Annotated in this window: 21 protein-coding genes; 18 read left to right on the top strand and 3 right to left on the bottom strand. The window is 52.6% G+C overall.

Annotation, left to right across the window (positions count from 1 at the left end; all coding sequences use genetic code 11):
- Positions 1-94 precede the first annotated feature (94 nt).
- The 5 genes from phnL to phnP are packed head-to-tail and all read left to right on the top strand — an operon-like array spanning position 95 to position 3646.
- Positions 95-775 carry a phosphonate C-P lyase system protein PhnL gene (phnL, locus tag ACJHYR_RS18240; protein WP_000611434.1) on the top strand — a complete coding sequence of 227 codons (681 nt, stop codon included), beginning with the start codon at positions 95-97 and terminating at the stop codon, positions 773-775.
- A complete protein-coding gene (phnM, locus tag ACJHYR_RS18235; protein WP_000586311.1) occupies positions 772-1908 on the top strand; it encodes an alpha-D-ribose 1-methylphosphonate 5-triphosphate diphosphatase in 1137 nt (378 codons plus the stop codon). Before phnL ends, phnM begins: the two co-directional genes overlap by 4 nt.
- Positions 1908-2465, top strand: coding sequence for a ribose 1,5-bisphosphokinase (phnN, locus tag ACJHYR_RS18230; RefSeq protein ID WP_000145983.1), 558 nt, complete (start codon positions 1908-1910; stop codon positions 2463-2465). The genes phnM and phnN overlap by 1 nt, the downstream gene beginning before the upstream one ends.
- Positions 2452-2886, top strand: a complete 435-nt coding sequence (phnO, locus tag ACJHYR_RS18225; protein ID WP_001110486.1) for an aminoalkylphosphonate N-acetyltransferase — start codon at positions 2452-2454, stop codon at positions 2884-2886. Before phnN ends, phnO begins: the two co-directional genes overlap by 14 nt.
- A 1-nt stretch (position 2887) precedes the next feature.
- Complete coding sequence (gene phnP, locus ACJHYR_RS18220; protein WP_000059954.1) at positions 2888-3646, top strand: phosphonate metabolism protein PhnP; 759 nt, start codon at positions 2888-2890, stop codon at positions 3644-3646.
- Positions 3647-3680: 34 nt separating this feature from the next.
- Here the strand turns inward: phnP and yjdP are convergent, their stop codons facing one another.
- Both yjdP and rpiB read right to left on the bottom strand, forming a co-directional pair.
- On the bottom strand, positions 3681-4010 hold the full coding sequence (gene yjdP / locus ACJHYR_RS18215; RefSeq protein ID WP_000819738.1) for a DDRRRQL repeat protein YjdP: 330 nt from the start codon (positions 4008-4010) through the stop codon (positions 3681-3683).
- Positions 4011-4079: 69 nt separating this feature from the next.
- Positions 4080-4529 carry a bifunctional allose-6-phosphate isomerase/ribose-5-phosphate isomerase RpiB gene (gene rpiB / locus ACJHYR_RS18210; protein ID WP_000716794.1) on the bottom strand — a complete coding sequence of 150 codons (450 nt, stop codon included), beginning with the start codon at positions 4527-4529 and terminating at the stop codon, positions 4080-4082.
- Between the two features lie 358 nt (positions 4530-4887).
- On the opposite strand from rpiB, the gene alsR reads away from it, so the two are divergent.
- From alsR to yjcO, 13 genes are all read left to right on the top strand, one after another.
- Positions 4888-5778: a D-allose utilization transcriptional regulator AlsR gene (gene alsR, locus ACJHYR_RS18205; protein ID WP_072837431.1), complete on the top strand. Its 891-nt coding sequence runs from the start codon at positions 4888-4890 to the stop codon at positions 5776-5778.
- 58 nt (positions 5779-5836) lie between these two features.
- A complete protein-coding gene (gene alsB, locus ACJHYR_RS18200) occupies positions 5837-6772 on the top strand; it encodes a D-allose transporter substrate-binding protein (protein WP_001046190.1) in 936 nt (311 codons plus the stop codon).
- Between the two features lie 126 nt (positions 6773-6898).
- Positions 6899-8431 carry a D-allose ABC transporter ATP-binding protein AlsA gene (gene alsA / locus ACJHYR_RS18195; RefSeq protein WP_000235248.1) on the top strand — a complete coding sequence of 511 codons (1533 nt, stop codon included), beginning with the start codon at positions 6899-6901 and terminating at the stop codon, positions 8429-8431.
- The gene (gene alsC / locus ACJHYR_RS18190; RefSeq protein WP_000507106.1) at positions 8410-9390 is read left to right on the top strand and encodes a D-allose ABC transporter permease; all 981 of its coding nucleotides are present in this window, start codon (positions 8410-8412) and stop codon (positions 9388-9390) included. The genes alsA and alsC overlap by 22 nt, the downstream gene beginning before the upstream one ends.
- A 10-nt stretch (positions 9391-9400) precedes the next feature.
- A complete protein-coding gene (alsE, locus tag ACJHYR_RS18185; RefSeq protein WP_001305713.1) occupies positions 9401-10096 on the top strand; it encodes a D-allulose-6-phosphate 3-epimerase in 696 nt (231 codons plus the stop codon).
- Positions 10080-11009, top strand: a complete 930-nt coding sequence (alsK, locus tag ACJHYR_RS18180; RefSeq protein WP_001171685.1) for an allose kinase — start codon at positions 10080-10082, stop codon at positions 11007-11009. The genes alsE and alsK overlap by 17 nt, the downstream gene beginning before the upstream one ends.
- A gap of 272 nt (positions 11010-11281) precedes the next feature.
- On the top strand, positions 11282-13267 hold the full coding sequence (gene yjcS, locus ACJHYR_RS18175) for an alkyl sulfatase YjcS (RefSeq protein WP_001305714.1): 1986 nt from the start codon (positions 11282-11284) through the stop codon (positions 13265-13267).
- 208 nt (positions 13268-13475) lie between these two features.
- Positions 13476-13751, top strand: a complete 276-nt coding sequence (locus tag ACJHYR_RS18170; RefSeq protein WP_001305715.1) for a YtcA family lipoprotein — start codon at positions 13476-13478, stop codon at positions 13749-13751.
- 18 nt (positions 13752-13769) lie between these two features.
- Complete coding sequence (gene mdtN, locus ACJHYR_RS18165) at positions 13770-14801, top strand: multidrug efflux transporter periplasmic adaptor subunit MdtN (RefSeq protein WP_000446360.1); 1032 nt, start codon at positions 13770-13772, stop codon at positions 14799-14801.
- On the top strand, positions 14801-16852 hold the full coding sequence (mdtO, locus tag ACJHYR_RS18160; protein WP_001545108.1) for a multidrug efflux transporter permease subunit MdtO: 2052 nt from the start codon (positions 14801-14803) through the stop codon (positions 16850-16852). The genes mdtN and mdtO overlap by 1 nt, the downstream gene beginning before the upstream one ends.
- Complete coding sequence (mdtP, locus tag ACJHYR_RS18155) at positions 16849-18315, top strand: multidrug efflux transporter outer membrane subunit MdtP (RefSeq protein ID WP_000610563.1); 1467 nt, start codon at positions 16849-16851, stop codon at positions 18313-18315. The genes mdtO and mdtP overlap by 4 nt, the downstream gene beginning before the upstream one ends.
- 197 nt (positions 18316-18512) lie before the next feature.
- Entirely contained in the window at positions 18513-20660 is a 2148-nt protein-coding gene (gene fdhF / locus ACJHYR_RS18150; protein WP_001300547.1) for a formate dehydrogenase subunit alpha, read from the top strand.
- Positions 20661-20753: 93 nt separating this feature from the next.
- Positions 20754-21443 carry a Sel1 family TPR-like repeat protein YjcO gene (yjcO, locus tag ACJHYR_RS18145; RefSeq protein ID WP_000719886.1) on the top strand — a complete coding sequence of 230 codons (690 nt, stop codon included), beginning with the start codon at positions 20754-20756 and terminating at the stop codon, positions 21441-21443.
- Between the two features lie 304 nt (positions 21444-21747).
- Here yjcO and gltP read toward each other — a convergent pair whose 3' ends face one another.
- Complete coding sequence (gene gltP / locus ACJHYR_RS18140; RefSeq protein WP_000793102.1) at positions 21748-23061, bottom strand: glutamate/aspartate:proton symporter GltP; 1314 nt, start codon at positions 23059-23061, stop codon at positions 21748-21750.
- Between the last annotated feature and the right edge of the window lie 121 nt (positions 23062-23182).

The raw sequence follows: 23182 nt of genomic DNA, 5'->3' as shown, positions 1-23182 counted from the left end.
GCGTAAACGCCTTATCCGGCCGACAAATGCGCTCCCCGTAGGTCGGATAAGACGCGTCAGCGTCGCATCCGACACCCGAACCACGAGGCGAAAAATGATTAACGTACAAAACGTCAGTAAAACCTTCATCCTGCACCAACAAAACGGCGTGCGCCTGCCCGTCTTACAACGTGCCTCGCTCACCGTCAACGCAGGCGAATGCGTGGTGCTTCACGGCCACTCCGGCAGCGGAAAATCAACCCTGCTGCGCTCGCTGTACGCCAACTATCTGCCCGACGAAGGGCAAATCCAGATCAAACACGGTGAGGAATGGGTAGACCTGGTCACCGCGCCAGCCCGCAAAGTGGTGGAGATCCGCAAAACCACCATCGGCTGGGTGAGCCAGTTTCTGCGCGTCATCCCGCGTATTTCGGCACTGGAAGTGGTGATGCAGCCTCTGCTCGATACCGGCGTACCGCGTGAAGCCTGCGCCGCTAAAGCCGCCCGATTACTGACGCGCCTGAACGTGCCTGAACGCCTGTGGCACCTTGCACCATCGACCTTCTCCGGCGGCGAACAGCAGCGCGTCAACATCGCCCGTGGCTTTATCGTCGACTACCCCATTCTGCTGCTCGACGAACCTACCGCCTCGCTGGACGCCAAAAACAGCGCCGCGGTGGTGGAACTAATTCTCGAAGCTAAAGCCCGTGGCGCAGCCATCGTCGGTATCTTCCATGACGAAGCCGTACGCAATGACGTCGCCGACCGCCTGCACCCGATGGGAGCCTCTTCATGATTATCAATAACGTCAAACTGGTGCTGGAAAATGAAGTGGTGCACGGTTCACTGGAAGTACAGGATGGCGAAATTCGCGCCTTTGCCGAAAGCCAGAGCCGCCAGCCGGAAGCGATGGACGGCGAAGGTGGCTGGCTACTGCCCGGACTGATTGAGCTGCATACCGACAACCTCGATAAATTCTTCACCCCGCGCCCGAAAGTCGACTGGCCCGCCCATTCGGCGATGAGCAGCCACGACGCGCTGATGGTGGCAAGCGGCATCACCACCGTACTGGACGCCGTGGCGATTGGTGATGTGCGCGACGGCGGCGATCGGCTGGAGAATCTGGAGAAGATGATCAACGCCATCGAAGAGACGCAGAAACGCGGCGTCAACCGCGCCGAGCACCGCCTGCACCTGCGCTGCGAACTGCCGCACCACACCACGTTGCCGCTGTTTGAAAAACTGGTGCAGCGCGAACCGGTGACGCTGGTATCGCTGATGGACCACTCGCCGGGCCAGCGCCAGTTCGCCAATCGCGAGAAGTATCGCGAATATTATCAGGGCAAATATTCCCTCACCGATGCGCAGATGCAGCAGTACGAAGAAGAGCAATTGGCGCTCGCCGCACGCTGGTCGCAGCCAAATCGCGAAACCATCGCCGCAATGTGCCGCGCGCGACACATTGCGCTCGCCAGCCACGATGACGCCACGCACGCCCACGTTGCCGAATCCCACCAGCTTGGCAGCGTGATCGCCGAATTTCCCACCACGTTCGAAGCGGCACAAGCCTCGCGCAAGCATGGCATGAACGTGCTGATGGGCGCGCCGAATATCGTGCGCGGAGGTTCGCACTCCGGCAACGTGGCGGCCAGTGAACTGGCGCAGCTTGGCCTGCTGGATATCCTCTCTTCCGACTACTACCCCGCCAGCCTGCTCGATGCGGCATTTCGCGTCGCCGATGACGAGAGCAACCGCTTTACGCTGCCGCAGGCGGTGAAGCTGGTGACTAAAAATCCGGCGCAGGCGCTTAATCTTCAGGATCGCGGAGTGATTGGCGAGGGCAAACGCGCCGACCTGGTGCTGGCGCATCGCAAGGGCAACCACATTCATATCGACCACGTCTGGCGTCAGGGTAAAAGGGTGTTCTGATGACGGGAAAACTGATTTGGTTAATGGGGGCCTCTGGCTCCGGAAAAGACAGTCTGTTGACGGAACTCCGCCAGCGGGAACAAACTCAGCTACTGGTAGCGCATCGCTACATCACGCGCGCCGCCAGCGCCGGAAGTGAAAACCATATCGCCCTGAGCGAGCAGGAGTTTTTTACCCGCGCGGGGCAGAACCTTCTGGCCTTAAGCTGGCACGCCAACGGCCTGTATTATGGCATCGGCGTCGAGATTGATCTCTGGCTGCACGCTGGATTTGACGTGCTGGTCAACGGCTCACGCGCCCATCTGCCGCAGGCGCGGGCGCGCTATCAATCGGCGCTGCTGCCCGTTTGTTTACAGGTTTCGCCAGAGATCCTGCGCCAGCGCCTGGAAAACCGTGGTCGTGAAAATGCCAGTGAAATTAACGCCCGACTAGCACGCGCTGCCCGCTATACTCCTCAGGATTGTCTTACGCTCAATAATGACGGCAGCCTGCGCCAGTCGGTCGACAAGCTGCTGACGCTGATTCATCAGAAGGAGAAACACCATGCCTGCTTGTGAGCTTCGCCCGGCTACGCAGTACGACACCGACGCGGTTTACGCGCTGATTTGTGAGCTAAAACAGGCGGAGTTTGACCATCACGCGTTTCGCGTGGGCTTTAACGCTAACCTACGCGACCCGAACATGCGCTACCATTTGGCGCTGCTGGATGGCGAAGTTGTCGGCATGATCGGCCTGCATTTGCAGTTTCATCTGCATCATGTCAACTGGATCGGCGAAATTCAGGAACTGGTGGTGATGCCGCAGGCGCGCGGTCTGAACATCGGCAGTAAATTACTGGCATGGGCAGAAGAAGAAGCCCGCCAGGCCGGGGCAGAAATGACCGAGCTTTCCACCAACGTCAAGCGCCACGACGCGCACCGTTTCTATCTGCGCGAAGGCTACGAGCAGAGCCACTTCCGCTTCACCAAGGCGCTGTAACATGAGCCTGACCCTCACACTTACTGGCACTGGCGGCGCACAGGGCGTTCCCGCATGGGGCTGTGAGTGCGTGGCCTGCGTCAGAGCGCGGCGCTCACCGCAGTATCGCCGCCAGCCATGTAGCGGCGTCGTGAAGTTTAACGACGCGATCACCCTGATCGACGCCGGGCTGCACGATCTCGCCGATCGCTGGTCGCCCGGATCGTTCCAGCAGTTTTTGCTGACGCACTACCATATGGATCACGTGCAGGGGCTGTTTCCGCTGCGCTGGGGCGTGGGCGATTCGATCCCGATCTACGGCCCGCCGGATGAACAGGGCTGCGACGATCTGTTTAAACATCCGGGCCTGCTTGATTTCAGCCACACGATGGAACCGTTTGTGGTGTTTGATTTACAGGGGTTACAGGTCACGCCCCTGCCGCTCAACCACTCAAAACTGACCTTCGGTTATCTGCTGGAAACGGCACACAGCCGGGTGGCGTGGCTGTCTGACACCGCTGGCCTACCGGAAAAAACGCTGAAATTTTTACGCAATAATCAGCCGCAGGTAATGGTGATTGATTGCAGCCACCCGCCGCGCGAGGATGCACCGCGTAATCACTGTGATTTAAACACCGTGCTGGCGCTGAATGAGGTTATCTGCTCGCCGCGCGTGATTCTGACGCATATCAGCCACCAGTTTGATGCGTGGCTGATGGAGAACGTACTGCCGTCGGGGTTTGAGGCGGGGTTTGATGGGATGGAGATTGGGGTGGAGTGATGGGTGAGGGGCGATGCCTGCTCTAGACTCAACATCACCGCCCATACTCATCTTCCATTCTCCGCTCTTCATCTTCTAGCTGCCGACGCTCCTGATCCAGCTGGCGCTGGCGATCGTCCAGATGCCTGCGGCGATCTTCAAACTGGCGGCGGCGATCGTCATATTGTCTGCGCCGATCGTCGTTCACTTCACGCTGCCAGCCGTCGTCGCGCGAATCTTCATAGTCTCGCCCACGGTCAGGGTTATAAGCATCGTTAATCGCCTGCTGAATATTGCCAATGGTGTCGTCGATAATATCGGCCTGGGCCGGAACGGTGGACAGCGTGAGCAGGGTGAATAAAAGAAATAGCGGAAAGCGTTTCATTAGCCAACCTCAAAAAAGAAACTCTATCCACATTAGTCATTACTCATCCATGCAAGTAGTGGATGAATCTCAATTTCTCCGCTGCTCTATTGCCGTAATCGCCTCCACGCGTTGTTGATGACGACCGCCTTCGTACTGTGCGCCCAGCCACGCATCCACAATCATTTTTGCCAGTTCGAGGCCAACCACTCGTGAACCAAAAGCCAGCACGTTGGTGTCGTTATGCTGCCGCGAAAGTTGCGCGGAATAAGGTTCGCTACAGACGACCGCGCGAATTCCGGCAAACTTGTTCGCCGCTATCGAAATACCGACGCCAGTACCACAAATCAAAATCCCGCCATCAACCTCTCCGCCAGCAACAGCCAGTGCGACTTGACTGGCGTAATGCGGATAATCAGTACGCTCTGACGACCAGGTTCCTTTATCAATCACTTCAACGCCACGCTCAACTAAATGTGCCACTATTTCATGTTTTAAAATGAAACCGACATGATCACAGCCAAATGCAATCTTTTTCATTCATCTTCCCCGCCCGTGCAAAACTTCACAATCAAAAAACATTTGTGATGTAAATGAATTAAAAACACCCAAAATCGATGAAACCCGCCTTCCTGATCTGTTTTACAGAGTTACATCTGACAGCGCAATAGCGTTAAAGACACTCACCATCCAGCAACATCTATCATCTAAAAAACCAGAAAAACAAATAACATCATGTTTTTAAAGTAATTGAATGAAATAAAATTTTAAGCCACTCTCCATTGTTCACAATAAAATAAACTTTATAAATTTTATTTTTTTGTGAAGTCGCCAGCATCTTTTCTGTTCTTGCTGTGGTGATATAGTGGCGTCTTCAATTCAAGGACAAGAGAACGTGATGAGCCAGTCAGAGTTTGATTCAGCGCTTCCGAACGGTATAGGGTTAGCGCCTTACCTGCGAATGAAGCAGGAAGGAATGACAGAAAATGAAAGCCGCATCGTGGAGTGGTTACTCAAACCCGGTAACCTGAGTTGTGCACCCGCAATTAAAGATGTCGCAGAAGCTCTGGCGGTATCTGAAGCGATGATAGTTAAGGTATCAAAGCTGCTGGGGTTTAGCGGCTTTCGTAACTTACGCAGTGCGTTGGAAGATTATTTTTCTCAGTCAGAACAGGTATTGCCTTCCGAGTTGGCTTTTGATGAAGCGCCGCAGGATGTGGTGAATAAGGTATTTAACATCACTTTACGCACCATTATGGAAGGTCAGTCGATCGTCAACGTTGATGAGATCCACCGTGCCGCTCGCTTTTTCTATCAGGCCAGACAGCGGGATTTGTACGGTGCCGGAGGATCAAATGCTATCTGTGCTGATGTACAGCACAAGTTCTTGCGCATTGGCGTACGCTGTCAGGTCTATCCGGACGCTCACATCATGATGATGTCCGCTTCGTTGTTACAGGAAGGAGATGTTGTGCTGGTAGTGACCCATTCCGGGCGAACCAGTGATGTAAAAGCGGCCGTAGAACTGGCAAAAAAGAACGGGGCAAAGATTATTTGTATAACGCATAGCTACCATTCACCAATAGCGAAACTGGCCGATTATATTATTTGCTCACCAGCCCCGGAAACGCCGTTATTAGGTCGTAATGCCTCGGCAAGAATATTACAACTAACTTTGCTGGACGCTTTTTTTGTTTCTGTCGCCCAGCTCAACATTGAACAAGCTAATATTAATATGCAAAAAACCGGCGCAATTGTTGATTTCTTCTCACCAGGCGCGCTGAAATAAGAAAAAGGTAATTCCGCCATCGCGGAGTTACCTGTCCCCTTACCGTGAGAACATTATTATGAATAAATATCTGAAATATTTCAGCGGCACACTCGTGGGCTTAATGTTGTCAACCAGCGCTTTTGCTGCCGCCGAATATGCTGTCGTATTGAAAACACTCTCCAACCCATTTTGGGTAGATATGAAAAAAGGCATTGAAGATGAAGCAAAAACACTGGGCGTCAGCGTTGATATTTTTGCCTCTCCTTCAGAAGGCGATTTTCAATCTCAATTGCAGTTATTTGAAGATCTCAGTAATAAAAATTACAAAGGTATCGCCTTCGCTCCATTATCCTCAGTGAATCTGGTCATGCCTGTCGCCCGCGCATGGAAAAAAGGCATTTATCTGGTTAATCTCGATGAAAAAATCGACATGGATAATCTGAAAAAAGCTGGCGGCAATGTGGAAGGTTTTGTCACCACCGATAACGTTGCTGTCGGGGCGAAAGGCGCGTCGTTCATTATTGACAAATTGGGCGCTGAAGGGGGTGAAGTCGCAATCATTGAGGGTAAAGCCGGTAACGCCTCCGGTGAAGCGCGTCGTAATGGTGCCACCGAAGCCTTCAAAAAAGCAAGCCAGATCAAGCTTGTCGCCAGCCAGCCCGCCGACTGGGACCGCATTAAAGCACTGGATGTCGCCACTAACGTGTTGCAACGTAATCCGAATATTAAAGCGATCTATTGCGCGAATGACACGATGGGAATGGGTGTTGCTCAGGCAGTCGCAAACGCCGGAAAAACGGGCAAAATATTGGTCGTCGGTACAGATGGAATTCCGGAAGCCCGCAAAATGGTGGAAGCCGGACAAATGACCGCGACGGTTGCCCAGAACCCGGCAGATATTGGCGCAACGGGTCTGAAGCTGATGGTTGACGCTGAGAAATCCGGCAAGGTTATCCCGCTGGATAAAGCACCGGAATTTAAACTGGTCGATTCAATCCTGGTCACTCAATAAAACTGAATGATGCCGGATGATGATGCTAATGAAGTGTCTTATCCGGCCAACAAAATAACCTGAACGTAGACCTGATAAATGTAGCCATCAGGCAATAATACGATATTTCGTGCAGAGAGGTTATTTATGGCCACGCCATATATATCGATGGCGGGGATCGGCAAGTCCTTTGGTCCGGTTCACGCATTAAAGTCGGTTAATTTAACGGTTTATCCTGGTGAAATACATGCATTACTAGGAGAAAATGGCGCGGGTAAATCCACGCTAATGAAAGTTTTATCCGGAATACATGAGCCGACCAAAGGCACCATTACCATTAATAACATTAACTATAACAAGCTGGATCATAAATTAGCGGCACAACTCGGCATCGGGATTATTTATCAAGAACTCAGCGTTATTGATGAATTAACCGTACTGGAAAATTTATATATTGGTCGTCATCTGACGAAAAAAATCTGTGGCGTCAATATTATCGACTGGCGAGAAATGCGTGTCCGCGCCGCCATGATGTTATTACGCGTGGGCTTGAAAGTTGATTTAGATGAGAAAGTGGCGAATTTATCTATCAGCCACAAGCAGATGCTGGAAATTGCCAAAACGCTGATGCTCGATGCCAAAGTCATCATCATGGATGAACCCACCTCCTCACTCACCAATAAAGAGGTGGACTATCTGTTTCTGATCATGAATCAGTTGCGTAAAGAGGGTACGGCCATCGTCTATATCTCGCATAAGTTGGCGGAAATTCGCCGTATTTGCGACCGCTATACGGTGATGAAAGACGGCAGCAGCGTTTGCAGCGGCATGGTGAGCGATGTATCAAATGACGATATCGTCCGTCTGATGGTAGGCCGCGAACTGCAAAACCGTTTTAACGCGATGAAGGAGAATGTCAGCAACCTTGCGCACGAAACGGTTTTTGAGGTGCGGAACGTCACCAGCCGTGACAGAAAAAAGGTCCGGGATATCTCATTTAGCGTCTGCCGGGGAGAAATATTAGGCTTTGCCGGGCTGGTCGGTTCCGGACGTACTGAACTGATGAATTGCCTGTTTGGCGTTGATAAACGCGCTGGCGGAGAAATCCGTCTTAATGGCAAAGATATCTCTCCACGTTCCCCCCTGGATGCCGTGAAAAAAGGGATGGCTTACATCACTGAAAGCCGCCGGGATAACGGTTTTTTCCCCAACTTTTCCATCGCTCAGAACATGGCGATCAGCCGCAGTCTGAAAGACGGCGGCTATAAAGGCGCGATGGGTTTGTTTCATGAAGTTGACGAGCAACGTACCGCTGAAAATCAACGCGAACTGCTGGCGCTGAAATGTCATTCGATAAACCAGAATATCACCGAACTCTCCGGGGGGAATCAGCAGAAAGTACTGATCTCCAAATGGCTGTGCTGTTGTCCGGAAGTGATTATTTTCGATGAACCTACCCGCGGCATCGACGTTGGCGCGAAAGCCGAAATTTACAAAGTGATGCGCCAACTGGCGGACGACGGAAAAGTCATCCTGATGGTGTCATCTGAACTACCTGAAATTATCACCGTCTGCGACCGCATCGCCGTGTTCTGCGAAGGACGACTGACGCAAATCCTGACGAATCGCGATGACATGAGCGAAGAGGAGATTATGGCATGGGCTTTACCACAAGAGTAAAAAGCGAAGCGAGCGAGAAGAAACCGTTCAACTTTGCGCTGTTCTGGGATAAATACGGCACCTTTTTTATCCTGGCGATCATCGTCGCCATCTTTGGTTCGCTGTCACCAGAATATTTTCTGACCACCAATAATATTACCCAGATTTTTGTTCAAAGCTCCGTGACGGTATTGATCGGCATGGGCGAGTTTTTCGCTATCCTGGTCGCTGGTATCGACCTCTCGGTTGGCGCGATTCTGGCGCTTTCCGGTATGGTGACCGCCAAACTGATGTTGGCAGGTGTTGACCCGTTTCTCGCAGCGATGATTGGCGGTGTACTGGTTGGCGGCGCACTGGGGGCGATCAACGGCTGCCTGGTCAACTGGACGGGGCTACACCCGTTCATTATCACCCTTGGCACCAACGCGATTTTCCGTGGGATCACGCTGGTGATCTCTGATGCCAACTCGGTATACGGCTTTTCATTTGACTTCGTGAACTTCTTTGCCGCCAGCGTAATTGGGATACCTGTCCCCGTTATCTTCTCGCTAATTGTCGCGCTCATCCTTTGGTTTCTGACAACGCGTATGCGGCTCGGGCGCAACATCTACGCACTGGGCGGCAACAAAAACTCGGCGTTCTATTCCGGGATTGACGTGAAATTCCACATCCTGGTGGTGTTTATCATCTCCGGTGTTTGTGCAGGTCTGGCAGGCGTCGTCTCAACTGCACGACTCGGTGCCGCAGAACCGCTTGCCGGTATGGGTTTTGAAACCTATGCCATTGCCAGCGCCATCATTGGCGGCACCAGTTTCTTCGGCGGCAAGGGGCGCATTTTCTCTGTGGTGATTGGCGGGTTGATCATCGGCACCATCAACAACGGTCTGAATATTTTGCAGGTACAAACCTATTACCAACTGGTGGTGATGGGCGGATTAATTATCGCGGCTGTCGCCCTTGACCGTCTTATCAGTAAGTAAGGAATTGAACATGAAAATCTCCCCCTCGTTAATGTGTATGGATCTGCTGAAATTTAAAGAACAGATCGAATTTATCGACAGCCATGCCGATTACTTTCACATCGATATCATGGACGGTCACTTTGTTCCCAATCTAACACTCTCACCGTTCTTCGTAAGTCAGGTTAAAAAACTGGCAACTAAACCGCTCGACTGTCATCTGATGGTGACGCGGCCGCAGGATTACATTGCTCAACTGGCGCGTGCGGGAGCTGATTTCATCACTCTGCATCCGGAAACCATCAACGGCCAGGCGTTCCGCCTGATTGATGAAATCCGCCGTCATGACATGAAAGTGGGGCTGATCCTTAACCCGGAGACGCCAGTTGAGGCCATGAAATACTATATCCATAAGGCCGATAAAATTACGGTCATGACTGTGGATCCCGGCTTTGCCGGACAACCGTTCATTCCTGAAATGCTGGATAAACTTGCCGAACTGAAGGCATGGCGTGAACGAGAAGGTCTGGAGTACGAAATTGAGGTGGACGGTTCCTGCAACCAGGCAACTTACGAAAAACTGATGGCGGCAGGGGCGGATGTCTTTATCGTCGGCACTTCCGGCCTGTTTAATCATGCGGAAAATATCGACGAAGCATGGAGAATTATGGCCGCGCAGATTCTGGCTGCAAAAAGCGAGGTACAGCCTCATGCAAAAACAGCATAACGTCGTAGCGGGCGTGGATATGGGGGCAACGCATATCCGCTTTTGTCTGCGGACAGCAGAAGGTGAAACGCTACACTGCGAAAAAAAGCGGACCGCAGAAGTCATTGCTCCCGGCCTGGTGTCGGGTATCGGCGAAATGATTGACGAGCAACTCAGGCGCTTTAACGCTCGCTGTCATGGTCTGGTGATGGGATTTCCGGCGCTGGTCAGTAAAGATAAACGCACCATTATTTCTGCGCCTAACCTGCCGTTAACAGCGGCGGATTTATATGATCTCGCCGATAAGCTCGAAAATACGCTGAATTGTCCGGTTGAGTTTTCCCGCGACGTTAACCTGCAACTCTCCTGGGACGTAGTAGAAAACCGCCTTACGCAACAACTGGTTCTGGCGGCCTATCTCGGTACGGGGATGGGGTTCGCAGTGTGGATGAACGGTGCGCCGTGGACGGGTGCACACGGTGTGGCAGGCGAACTGGGTCATATCCCCCTGGGAGATATGACCCAACACTGCGCGTGTGGCAATCCTGGGTGCCTGGAAACCAATTGCTCTGGAATGGCGCTAAGACGCTGGTACGAACAACAGCCCCGAAATTACCCATTGCGCGATCTTTTCGTCCATGCGGAAAACGCCCCTTTCGTCCAGAGTCTGCTTGAAAACGCGGCACGGGCCATTGCCACCAGCATTAATCTGTTCGATCCCGATGCGGTGATTCTGGGCGGTGGCGTGATGGATATGCCCGCCTTCCCACGCGAGACTCTCATTGCCATGACCCAAAAGTACCTGCGCCGTCCACTGCCGCATCAGGTCGTGCGCTTTATTGCCGCCTCATCTTCTGACTTTAATGGCGCTCAGGGTGCAGCAATATTGGCGCATCAACATTTTTTGCCACAGTCCTGTGCTAAAGCCCCATGAGTAAAGCGTTGGCACAGTAGCGCAATGTCCCGCTGTGCCAACGACAGGTACAATATATATAATAAACACATAAAACGGCTCATATTATTTTCTGCAATGATAGTTTTACTGTAATTTTCCCTCTTCAGCACAAATGCCTAATAAAATGGCTCGTTCCGCTCACACTTCCACTTATTAAAGTCGCAATTTCCCAATTATGATAACGCCAGCTTTAAATGACGTATTTTGCATGGATTATATATTTACGACACAAATGATAAATGGAGATTTATATGAATAACTCTCGGTTATTCCGTTTGAGCAGGATTGTTATTGCGTTAACTGCCGCCAGCGGCATGATGGTAAATACCGCTTACGCAACAGATGAAGCGAAAGCCGCCACTCAATATACCCAACAGATTAATCAGAATTACGCCAAATCATTACCGTTTAGCGATCGTCAAGATTTTGACGATGCCCAGCGTGGATTTATCGCTCCGCTGCTGGATGAAGGTATTCTGCGTGATGCTAACGGCAAAGTTTACTACCGCGCGAATGATTACAAATTTGATATTAATGCCGCTGCGCCGGAAACCGTAAACCCCAGCCTGTGGCGTCAGTCGCAGATCAACGGCATTTCTGGCCTGTTCAAAGTCACCGATAAAATGTATCAGGTGCGCGGCCAGGATATCTCTAACATTACATTCGTTGAGGGCGAGAAAGGCATTATTGTTATCGACCCACTGGTGACGCCGCCTGCCGCAAAAGCCGCACTTGACCTTTACTTCCAGCATCGTCCGCAAAAACCGATTGTTGCTGTGATTTACACCCACAGCCACGCCGACCATTATGGCGGTGTGAAAGGCATTATCTCTGAAGCGGATGTTAAATCCGGCAAAGTACAGGTGATCGCTCCGGCAGGCTTTATGGACGAAGCCATCAGCGAAAACGTGCTGGCGGGTAATATTATGAGCCGCCGTGCGCTCTACTCTTACGGTCTGTTACTGCCGCACAACGCGCAAGGCAACGTGGGTAATGGCCTGGGCGTGACGCTGGCAACCGGCGACCCGAGCATTATTGCACCGACTAAAACTATCGTCAGAACTGGCGAGAAGATGATTATCGACGGCCTGGAGTTTGACTTCCTGATGACCCCAGGTAGCGAAGCACCAGCCGAAATGCACTTCTATATTCCGGCCCTGAAAGCCCTGTGTACCGCCGAGAACGCCACGCATACTCTGCACAACTTCTACACTCTGCGCGGCGCGAAAACCCGCGATACCAGCAAGTGGACCGAGTACCTGAACGAAACGCTGGATATGTGGGGTAACGACGCGGAAGTACTGTTTATGCCTCACACCTGGCCGGTCTGGGGCAATAAGCATATCAATGATTATATTGGTAAATATCGCGATACCATCAAGTACATTCACGACCAGACCCTGCACCTGGCGAACCAGGGCTACACCATGAATGAAATCGGCGACATGATTAAGCTGCCGCCTGCACTTGCCAATAACTGGGCCAGCCGCGGCTATTACGGTTCTGTCAGCCACAACGCCCGCGCGGTGTATAACTTCTATCTTGGCTATTACGACGGTAACCCGGCTAACCTGCATCCGTATGGTCAGGTGGAGATGGGTAAACGTTACGTGCAGGCTCTGGGCGGTTCTGCCCGCGTTATTAACCTGGCGAAAGAAGCGAACAAGCAAGGTGATTATCGCTGGTCGGCAGAACTGCTGAAACAGGTGATTGCCGCCAACCCGGGTGACCAGGTCGCGAAGAATCTGCAAGCGAATAACTTTGAACAGCTGGGCTATCAGGCTGAGTCCGCCACCTGGCGCGGTTTCTACCTGACCGGCGCGAAAGAGCTGCGCGAAGGGGTACATAAGTTCAGCCACAGCTCCACCGGTTCCCCGGACACCCTTCGCGGGATGTCGGTCGAAATGCTGTTCGACTTTATGGCCGTTCGCCTCGATAGCGCGAAAGCCGCAGGTAAGAATATCAGCCTGAACTTCAATATGAGCAACGGCGATAACCTCAACCTGACGCTGAACGATAGCGTGCTTAACTACCGTAAAACGCTGCAACCTGAAGCCAACGCCTCTTTCTACATCAGCCGTGAAGATCTTCACGCCGTGCTGACCGGACAAGCCAAAATTGCGGATCTGGTAAAAGCGAAGAAAGCCAAAATTATTGGCAATGGCGCGAAACTGGAAGAAATTATTGCCTGTCTGGATAATTTCGATTTGTGGGTGAATATCGTAACCCCAAATTAATGCCTCTCACTTTTGGGGGCGCTTAAGCCCCCAAAAGCATTTATTTTAAAAATACATACAACAAATTAATTCATAAAATATATAAGTTATGAATGCGGTGGCTGAATAAAGCTATTTTTATTCATCGAGAAAATAGCCATACTGACGCCTTCAATGGAAATTGATATTCACTACAGATATTGTTCGCAGCAGACAGGATGTATTTAATATGCCAACAGTTCTCTCTCGCATGGCGATGCAACTCAAAAAAACAGCCTGGATAATTCCCGTCTTCATGGTTTCGGGTTGCTCATTATCTCCGGCAATCCCGGTGATCGGCGCTTATTATCCCAGCTGGTTTTTCTGCGCCATTGCCAGCCTTATTTTGACGCTCATCACGAGGCGAATTATTCAGCGGGCAAATATCAATCTGGCATTTGTCGGAATTATTTATACCGCCCTTTTTGCTCTCTACGCCATGCTGTTCTGGCTGGCATTTTTCTAATCTATTTGAGACGCGCTCATGGAAAGTACGCCGAAAAAAGCTCCTCGCAGTAAATTCCCTGCTCTGTTAGTGGTTGCGTTGGCGCTGGTTGCCCTTGTTTTCGTTATCTGGCGCGTAGACAGTGCGCCATCAACTAATGACGCCTACGCGTCAGCAGATACCATTGATGTGGTGCCGGAAGTCAGCGGTCGCATTGTAGAACTGGCGGTCACCGACAACCAGGCGGTGAAACAGGGCGATTTGCTGTTCCGCATCGACCCGCGCCCGTACGAAGCCAATCTGGCGAAAGCCGAAGCCTCCCTCGCGGCGCTGGATAAGCAAATTATGCTCACCCAGCGTAGCGTTGACGCACAACAGTTTGGTGCCGACTCGGTTAATGCCACGGTAGAAAAAGCCCGTGCCGCCGCGAAACAGGCCAGTGATACATTACGCCGCACCGAGCCATTACTGAAAGAAGGTTTCGTCTCAGCGGAAGACGTTGACCGTGCAAGAACGGCGCAGCGCGCCGCAGAAGCCGATCTTAATGCCGTATTGTTGCAGGCGCAGTCAGCCGCCAGCGCCGTCAGCGGCGTGGATGCATTAGTTGCCCAGCGTGCGGCAGTGGAAGCGGATATTGCGTTGACGAAACTGCATCTGGAAATGGCGACCGTTCGCGCGCCGTTTGATGGCCGGGTCATTTCCCTCAAAACCTCCGTCGGGCAATTTGCTTCTGCCATGCGCCCTATTTTCACCCTAATCGACACTCGTCACTGGTACGTGATCGCCAACTTCCGCGAAACTGATCTGAAAAATATTCGCTCAGGTACACCCGCAACCATTCGCCTGATGAGCGACAGCGGCAAAACCTTCGAGGGTAAAGTGGATTCGATTGGCTACGGCGTGCTACCGGATGACGGCGGCCTGGTGCTGGGCGGCCTGCCGAAAGTGTCTCGTTCTATTAACTGGGTCCGCGTTGCCCAGCGTTTTCCGGTCAAAATCATGGTTGATAAACCTGACCCGGAAATGTTCCGCATCGGCGCTTCGGCAGTCGCTAATCTTGAGCCGCAATAATGAGCGCGCTCAACTCCCTGCCATTACCGGTGGTCAGGCTGCTGGCGTTCTTTCATGAAGAGTTAAGCGAGCGGCGACCAGGCCGCGTGCCGCAGACTATGCAACTCTGGGTAGGCTGCTTGCTGGTGATTCTGATCTCGATGACTTTTGAGATCCCTTTTGTGGCGTTATCACTGGCAGTGCTGTTTTACGGTATTCAGTCGAACGCGTTTTACACCAAATTTGTCGCGATCTTGTTTGTGGTCGCCACGATGCTGGAAATCGCCAGCCTGTTTTTGATCTACAAATGGTCATATGGCGAACCGTTGATCCGATTGATCATTGCCGGACCGATCCTGATGGGCTGTATGTTTTTGATGCGCACCCATCGGTTGGGGCTGGTCTTTTTCGCCGTCGCCATTGTCGCTATTTACGGGCAAACCTTCCCCGCCATGCTCGACTATCCCGAAGTGGTCGTGCGCTTAACCCTGTGGTGTATTGTTGTCGGCCTCTACCCGACGTTATTGATGACGTTAATCGGCGTGCTGTGGTTTCCCAGCCGCGCTATCACGCAGATGCATCAGGCGCTTAATGATCGGCTTGATGATGCCATTAGCCACCTGACGGACAGCCTCGCACCGCTACCCGAAACGCGGATTGAAAGAGAGGCGCTGGCGCTGCAAAAACTCAATGTCTTTTGCCTCGCGGACGATGCCAACTGGCGAACTCAGAGCGCATGGTGGCAAAGCTGCGTGGCAACGGTAACCTACATTTACTCGACGCTGAATCGCTACGATCCCACCTCTTTTGCTGATTCTCAGGCAATTATTGAATTTCGGCAAAAATTAGCCTCAGAAATCAACAAACTGCAGCATGCCATTGCCGAAGGTCAGTGCTGGCAAAGCGACTGGCGGATCACTGAAAGTGAAGCAATGGCGGCACGGGAATGTAACCTGGAGAATATCTGCCAGACGTTATTGCAACTGGGTCAGATGGACCCGAATACGCCGCCAACGCCCGCCACCAAACCGCCATCAATGGTCGCCGATGCTTTTACCAATCCAGACTATATGCGCTACGCGGTAAAAACGCTGCTCGCCTGTTTGATCTGTTACACCTTCTACAGCGGCGTGGACTGGGAAGGCATTCACACTTGTATGCTGACCTGCGTGATCGTCGCTAACCCGAATGTTGGTTCGTCGTATCAGAAAATGGCGCTGCGTTTTGGCGGTGCCTTCTGCGGTGCAATTCTGGCGCTGTTATTCACGTTACTGGTCATGCCCTGGCTGGACAATATTGTCGAATTGCTATTTGTGCTGGCACCGATTTTCCTGTTGGGCGCATGGATTGCCACCAGCTCTGAACGCTCTTCTTATATCGGCACACAGATGGTGGTCACCTTCGCGCTCGCCACGCTCGAAAACGTTTTTGGCCCGGTGTACGACCTGGTGGAAATTCGCGATCGCGCCCTGGGTATCATCATTGGTACCGTGGTGTCCGCGGTGATTTACACCTTTGTCTGGCCTGAAAGTGAAGCGCGCACACTGCCGCAAAAACTGGCTGGCGCGCTGGGTATGTTGAGTAAAGTAATGCGGATCCCACGCCAGCAGGAAGTCACGGCTCTACGCACTTATCTGCAAATTCGTATAGGTCTGCATGCGGCGTTTAATGCCTGTGAAGAGATGTGCCAACGCGTGGCGCTGGAGCGTCAACTGGACAGCGAAGAACGCGCTTTACTGATGGAACGTTCGCAAACGGTTATTCGTCAGGGCCGCGATATTCTTCACGCCTGGGATGCAACCTGGAACTCGGCGCAGGCGCTGGATAACGCACTACAGCCGGACAGAGCAGGTCAGTTTGCCGACGCACTGGAGAAATACGCTGCCGGTCTGGCAACCGCACTCAGCCGTTCTCCTCAAATAACGCTTGAAGAGACACCCGCCTCGCAGGCCATCCTGCCCACCTTATTAAAACAGGAACAACACGTCTGCCAGCTTTTCGCCCGCTTGCCAGACTGGACAGCCCCGGCATTAACGCCCGCCAAGGAACAGGTACAAGGAGCCACGCAATGATCAATCGTCAACTTTCACGTCTGCTGTTGTGCAGCATTCTCGGCAGCACGACGCTGATTTCCGGCTGTGCCCTGGTACGTAAGGATTCTGCACCTCATCAACAGCTCAAACCGGAACAAATCAAACTGGCCGATGATATTCATCTTGCCAGCTCCGGCTGGCCGCAGGCGCAGTGGTGGAAACAACTCAATGACCCGCAGCTGGATGCGCTGATCCAACGGACGCTAAGTGGTTCACACACCCTCGCCGAAGCGAAACTGCGGGAAGAAAAAGCGCAGTCGCAGGCCGATTTGTTAGATGCCGGTTCACAATTACAGGTCGCAGCGTTAGGGATGCTCAACCGCCAACGTGTCTCGGCGAACGGCTTTTTAAGCCCTTATGCGATGGATGCGCCAGCACTGGGTATGGACGGGCCGTACTATACGGAAGCCACAGTAGGTTTGTTTGCCGGACTGGATCTCGATTTGTGGGGTGTGCATCGCTCAGCGGTTGCCGCTGCCATTGGCGCGCATAATGCCGCGCTGGCAGAAACCGCAGCAGTAGAGCTATCGCTGACCACGGGCGTAGCGCAGCTTTATTACAGTATGCAGGCCAGCTATCAGATGCTCGATCTGTTAGAACAAACTCGCGATGTGATTGATTACGCGGTAAAAGCGCACCAGAGTAAAGTGGCGCACGGTCTGGAAGCGCAAGTGCCTTTCCACGGCGCGCGGGCACAGATTCTGGCGGTCGATAAACAAATTGCTGCCGTTAAAGGGCAAATCTCCGAAACGCGAGAATCTCTGCGCGCATTGATTGGCGCGGGAGCCAGCGATATGCCGGAGATCAGACCGGTGGCATTACCGCAAGTCCAGACCGGCATTCCGGCGACACTCTCTTATGAGTTGCTCGCCAGACGCCCGGATCTGCAAGCCATGCGCTGGTATGTTCAGGCGTCATTAGATCAGGTGGATTCCGCGCGGGCGTTGTTCTACCCGAGCTTTGATATCAAAGCGTTTTTCGGCCTGGATTCTATCCACCTGGATACCTTATTCAAAAAAACCAGTCGCCAGTTCAACTTTATCCCAGGTCTGAAATTGCCGCTGTTTGACGGTGGACGGTTGAATGCCAATCTCGAAGGCACTCGCGCCGCCAGCAACATGATGATTGAACGTTACAACCAGTCAGTGCTGAATGCGGTGCGCGACGTTGCCGTCAACGGCACGCGTCTGCAAACGCTCAACGACGAGCGAGAGATGCAGGCTGAACGCGTGGAAGCAACGCGCTTCACCCAGCGCGCTGCCGAGGCCGCCTATCAGCGCGGCTTAACCAGCCGCTTACAGGCCACCGAAGCCCGGTTGCCAGTGCTTGCCGAGGAGATGTCATTACTGATGCTGGACAGCCGCCGGGTGATCCAAAGCATTCAGTTGATGAAATCGCTGGGCGGCGGGTATCAGGCAAGTCCCGTCGTCGAGAAAAAATAAAATGTCTGCCGCGTGATGGCTGTCACGCGGTATTTCGTTTCGTCACGTCAAAACTGACGACAGCCTGTTTTTCGTCAGAGTTTTGAATAAATAGTGCCCGTAATATCAGGGAATGACCCCAAATAAAATGTGGCATAAAAGATGCATACTGTAGTCGAGAGCGCGTATGCGTGATTTGATTAACTGGAGCGAGACCGATGAAAAAAGTCGTCACGGTTTGCCCCTATTGCGCATCAGGTTGCAAAATCAACCTGGTCGTCGATAACGGCAAAATCGTCCGGGCGGAGGCAGCGCAGGGGAAAACCAACCAGGGTACCCTGTGTCTGAAGGGTTATTATGGCTGGGACTTCATTAACGATACCCAGATCCTGACCCCGCGCCTGAAAACCCCCATGATCCGTCGCCAGCGTGGCGGCAAACTCGAACCTGTTTCCTGGGATGAGGCACTGAATTACGTTGCCGAGCGCCTGAGCGCCATCAAAGAGAAGTACGGTCCGGATGCCATCCAGACGACCGGCTCCTCGCGTGGTACGGGTAACGAAACCAACTATGTAATGCAAAAATTTGCGCGCGCCGTTATTGGTACCAATAACGTTGACTGCTGCGCTCGTGTCTGACACGGCCCATCGGTTGCAGGTCTGCACCAATCGGTCGGTAATGGCGCAATGAGCAATGCTATTAACGAAATTGATAATACCGATTTAGTGTTCGTTTTCGGGTACAACCCGGCGGATTCCCACCCAATCGTGGCGAATCACGTAATTAACGCTAAACGTAACGGGGCGAAAATTATCGTCTGCGATCCGCGCAAAATTGAAACCGCGCGCATTGCGGACATGCACATTGCACTGAAAAACGGCTCAAACATCGCGCTGTTGAATGCGATGGGTCATGTCATTATTGAAGAAAACCTGTACGACAAAGCGTTCGTCGCTTCCCGTACAGAAGGCTTTGAAGAGTATCGTAAAATCGTTGAAGGCTACACGCCGGAGTCGGTTGAAGATATCACCGGCGTCAGCGCCAGTGAGATTCGTCAGGCGGCACGGATGTATGCCCAGGCGAAAAGCGCCGCCATCCTGTGGGGCATGGGTGTAACCCAGTTCTACCAGGGTGTGGAAACCGTGCGTTCTCTGACCAGCCTCGCGATGCTGACTGGTAACCTCGGTAAGCCGCATGCGGGTGTAAACCCGGTTCGTGGTCAGAACAACGTGCAGGGTGCCTGCGATATGGGCGCGCTGCCGGATACGTATCCGGGCTATCAGTACGTGAAAGATCCGGCTAACCGCGAGAAATTCGCCAAAGCCTGGGGCGTGGAAAGCCTGCCAGCGCATACCGGCTATCGCATCAGCGAGCTGCCGCACCGCGCAGCGCATGGCGAAGTGCGTGCCGCGTACATTATGGGCGAAGATCCGCTGCAAACTGACGCGGAGCTGTCGGCAGTACGTAAAGCCTTCGAAGATCTGGAACTGGTCATCGTTCAGGACATCTTTATGACCAAAACCGCGTCGGCGGCGGATGTTATTTTACCGTCAACGTCGTGGGGCGAGCATGAAGGCGTGTTTACTGCGGCTGACCGTGGCTTCCAGCGTTTCTTCAAAGCGGTTGAACCGAAGTGGGATCTGAAAACGGACTGGCAAATCATCAGTGAAATCGCCACCCGTATGGGTTATCCGATGCACTACAACAACACCCAGGAGATCTGGGATGAGTTGCGTCATCTGTGCCCGGATTTCTACGGTGCGACTTACGAGAAAATGGGCGAACTGGGCTTCATTCAGTGGCCTTGCCGCGATACTTCAGATGCCGATCAGGGGACTTCTTATCTGTTTAAAGAGAAGTTTGATACCCCGAACGGTCTGGCGCAGTTCTTCACCTGCGACTGGGTAGCGCCAATCGACAAACTCACCGACGAGTATCCGATGGTACTGTCAACGGTGCGTGAAGTTGGTCACTACTCTTGCCGTTCGATGACCGGTAACTGTGCGGCACTGGCAGCGCTGGCTGATGAACCTGGCTACGCACAAATCAATACCGAAGACGCCAAACGTCTGGGTATTGAAGATGAGGCATTGGTTTGGGTGCACTCGCGTAAAGGCAAAATTATCACCCGTGCGCAGGTCAGCGATCGTCCGAACAAAGGGGCGATTTATATGACCTACCAGTGGTGGATTGGTGCCTGTAACGAGCTGGTTACCGAAAACTTAAGCCCGATTACGAAAACGCCGGAATACAAATACTGCGCCGTGCGCGTCGAGCCGATCGCCGATCAGCGCGCCGCCGAGCAGTACGTGATTGACGAGTACAACAAGTTGAAAACTCGCCTGCGCGAAGCGGCACTGGCGTAATACAGTCCTTTCTACAGCCTCCTTCCGGAGGCTGTTTTTTTATCCATTCGAACTCTTTATACTGGTTACTCCCTACCCAATCGTATTATCAAAATGAAAAAAATTATCGCATTGATGTTGTTTTTGACATTCTTTGCCCACGCGAACGACTCCGAGCCTGGCAGCCAGTATTTAAAGGCAGCAGAAGCCGGGGACCGACGCGCACAATATTTTCTTGCCGACAGCTGGTTTAGCTCCGGCGATTTGAGCAAAGCCGAATATTGGGCACAGAAAGCCGCCGACAGCGGTGATGCTGATGCCTGCGCGCTGTTGGCGCAGATCAAAATCACCAATCCGGTCAGTCTGGACTATCCACAAGCAAAAGTTCTTGCAGAGAAAGCAGCGCAAGCGGGGAGTAAAGAAGGTGAAGTAACGCTGGCGCATATTCTGGTAAATACGCAAGCGGGTAAACCGGATTATCCAAAGGCGATTTCGCTGTTAGAAAACGCTTCGGAAGATCTGGAGAACGACTCTGCCGTCGATGCCCAAATGCTGCTTGGTTTGATTTACGCCAACGGCGTGGGCATTAAGGCCGACGATGACAAGGCAACCTGGTATTTCAAACGCAGCTCTGCGATTTCCCGAACCGGTTATTCCGAGTACTGGGCGGGAATGATGTTCTTAAACGGTGAAGAAGGTTTTATCGAGAAGAACAAGCAAAAGGCGCTGCACTGGCTGAACCTGAGCTGTATGGAAGGGTTTGATACCGGTTGTGAAGAGTTTGAGAAATTAACCAACGGTTAAGGTAGGCCTGATAAGACGCGACAAGCGTCGCATCAGGCATTGATGTCGGATGCGGCGTAAACGCCTTATCCGACCTACAAAATCACGCTAAATCAGGCTATTGCGCAGTCTGGCGTAGGCCTGATAAGACGCGGTAAGCGTCGCATCAGATATTGATGTCGGATGCGGCGTAAACGCCTTATCCGACCTACAAAATCACCCTAAATCAAGCTATTGCGCAGTCTAGCGTAGGCCTGATAAGACGCGGCAAGCGTCGCATCAGGCATCCACACATTGCCGGGTGGATATCCCCGGCAATCTTCAATTATTGATCCGCAGTTTTATCAAATTTGCCCAGCACTTCGCGCTCATAAGCCAGCGCTTTCTTACGGTCAAATTTGTGTTCCCACTTGGCAATCACCAGCACCGCCAGCGCATTACCCACCACGTTCAGCGCAGTACGCGCCATGTCGAGGATACGGTCAACACCGGCAATAAACGCCAGACCTTCCAGCGGGATCCCTACGCTGCCCAGCGTTGCCAGCAACACCACAAACGACACGCCCGGCACTCCAGCAATCCCTTTCGAGGTCACCATCAGCGTCAGTACCAGAATGATTTCCTGCCAGATGGACAGGTCAATGCCATACAGCTGAGCGATGAAAATAGCGGCAATACTTTGATACAGCGTCGAACCATCAAGGTTAAAAGAGTAACCGGTCGGCACCACGAAACTGGTGATCGACGCCGGTGCACCGTAGGCTTCCATCTTCTCAATAATTCGCGGCAGCACGCTTTCAGAGCTGGCAGTGGAGTACGCCAGAATCAGCTCATCTTTCAGAATACGAATCAGGATCCAGACGCTTAACCCGCACAGGCGCGCCACAATTCCCAGCACTACCAGCGCGAAGAACAGAATGGCGAAATGCACCAGCAGCACCAGTTTCGCCAGTGGCCACAGAGACGAGAAACCAAAGTTAGCCACCGTCACCGCAATCAGCGCAAACACACCCACCGGCGCATAACGCATCACCATATGAGTCACTTTAAACATGGTTTCAGAGATGGAGCGGAACACGGTCACCAGCGGTTCACGATGCGTCGCGGGCAGGGAGGAAAGCCCCAGACCAAACAGCACCGAGAAGAAGATGATCGGCAGCATTTCGCCTTTCGCCATCGACGCCACAATGTTCGTCGGCACCAGCGACAAAATCGTGCCCATAATGCCGTGGGAACTGCTTTGTACCGCTTCCGTAGTGCTCTGATATTTCGAGATATCGACGGTCGCCAGCTGCGACATATCCACCCCGGCACCGGGCTGGAAGACGTTCGCCAGAGTGATCCCCAAAATGATGGCGACGGTGGTGATCACCTCGAAGTAAATAATGGTTTTCGCGCCAATACGCCCGAGCTGTTTGGCATCACCAACACCCGCGATACCCACCACCAGCGTGGAGATCACAATCGGCACAACAATCATTTTGATCAGATGGATGAAGATATCACCCGCCGGAGAGAGCAAATTGACGACCAGCCAGTCGCGGCTGTCGCTATGGTAGTGCAGGTAGCTTCCCAGGAGAATGCCCAGCACCATAGCAAACAGAATCTGCCAGGCCAGGCTGAATTTTAGATTTTTCATCAGAATAACTTCCTCAATGGAGCGCCGTTCCCCGTTCAGAAACGTGAGAACGTGACATACTGCCAGGGCATGAATTGTGTTGCGTTGGTTTGTAGATTTTTTTAACGCTTATGATCAGTAT

Origin of the sequence: Escherichia sp. WS1450 (genome assembly GCF_046487395.1) — a bacterium.
Classification (GTDB): Bacteria; Pseudomonadota; Gammaproteobacteria; order Enterobacterales; family Enterobacteriaceae; genus Escherichia; species Escherichia coli.
This window is presented reverse-complemented; position numbering and strand designations above follow the sequence as displayed.

What these genes read in the sequence shown, in the direction of transcription:
- phnL (WP_000611434.1), top strand. Translation starts at nt 95, where the DNA reads ATGATTAACGTACAAAACGTCAGTAAAACCTTCATCCTGCACCAACAA.
- phnM (WP_000586311.1), top strand. Translation starts at nt 772, where the DNA reads ATGATTATCAATAACGTCAAACTGGTGCTGGAAAATGAAGTGGTGCAC.
- phnN (WP_000145983.1), top strand. Translation starts at nt 1,908, where the DNA reads ATGACGGGAAAACTGATTTGGTTAATGGGGGCCTCTGGCTCCGGAAAA.
- phnO (WP_001110486.1), top strand. Translation starts at nt 2,452, where the DNA reads ATGCCTGCTTGTGAGCTTCGCCCGGCTACGCAGTACGACACCGACGCG.
- phnP (WP_000059954.1), top strand. Translation starts at nt 2,888, where the DNA reads ATGAGCCTGACCCTCACACTTACTGGCACTGGCGGCGCACAGGGCGTT.
- yjdP (WP_000819738.1), bottom strand. Translation starts at nt 4,010, where the DNA reads ATGAAACGCTTTCCGCTATTTCTTTTATTCACCCTGCTCACGCTGTCC.
- rpiB (WP_000716794.1), bottom strand. Translation starts at nt 4,529, where the DNA reads ATGAAAAAGATTGCATTTGGCTGTGATCATGTCGGTTTCATTTTAAAA.
- alsR (WP_072837431.1), top strand. Translation starts at nt 4,888, where the DNA reads ATGAGCCAGTCAGAGTTTGATTCAGCGCTTCCGAACGGTATAGGGTTA.
- alsB (WP_001046190.1), top strand. Translation starts at nt 5,837, where the DNA reads ATGAATAAATATCTGAAATATTTCAGCGGCACACTCGTGGGCTTAATG.
- alsA (WP_000235248.1), top strand. Translation starts at nt 6,899, where the DNA reads ATGGCCACGCCATATATATCGATGGCGGGGATCGGCAAGTCCTTTGGT.
- alsC (WP_000507106.1), top strand. Translation starts at nt 8,410, where the DNA reads ATGGGCTTTACCACAAGAGTAAAAAGCGAAGCGAGCGAGAAGAAACCG.
- alsE (WP_001305713.1), top strand. Translation starts at nt 9,401, where the DNA reads ATGAAAATCTCCCCCTCGTTAATGTGTATGGATCTGCTGAAATTTAAA.
- alsK (WP_001171685.1), top strand. Translation starts at nt 10,080, where the DNA reads ATGCAAAAACAGCATAACGTCGTAGCGGGCGTGGATATGGGGGCAACG.
- yjcS (WP_001305714.1), top strand. Translation starts at nt 11,282, where the DNA reads ATGAATAACTCTCGGTTATTCCGTTTGAGCAGGATTGTTATTGCGTTA.
- ACJHYR_RS18170 (WP_001305715.1), top strand. Translation starts at nt 13,476, where the DNA reads ATGCCAACAGTTCTCTCTCGCATGGCGATGCAACTCAAAAAAACAGCC.
- mdtN (WP_000446360.1), top strand. Translation starts at nt 13,770, where the DNA reads ATGGAAAGTACGCCGAAAAAAGCTCCTCGCAGTAAATTCCCTGCTCTG.
- mdtO (WP_001545108.1), top strand. Translation starts at nt 14,801, where the DNA reads ATGAGCGCGCTCAACTCCCTGCCATTACCGGTGGTCAGGCTGCTGGCG.
- mdtP (WP_000610563.1), top strand. Translation starts at nt 16,849, where the DNA reads ATGATCAATCGTCAACTTTCACGTCTGCTGTTGTGCAGCATTCTCGGC.
- yjcO (WP_000719886.1), top strand. Translation starts at nt 20,754, where the DNA reads ATGAAAAAAATTATCGCATTGATGTTGTTTTTGACATTCTTTGCCCAC.
- gltP (WP_000793102.1), bottom strand. Translation starts at nt 23,061, where the DNA reads ATGAAAAATCTAAAATTCAGCCTGGCCTGGCAGATTCTGTTTGCTATG.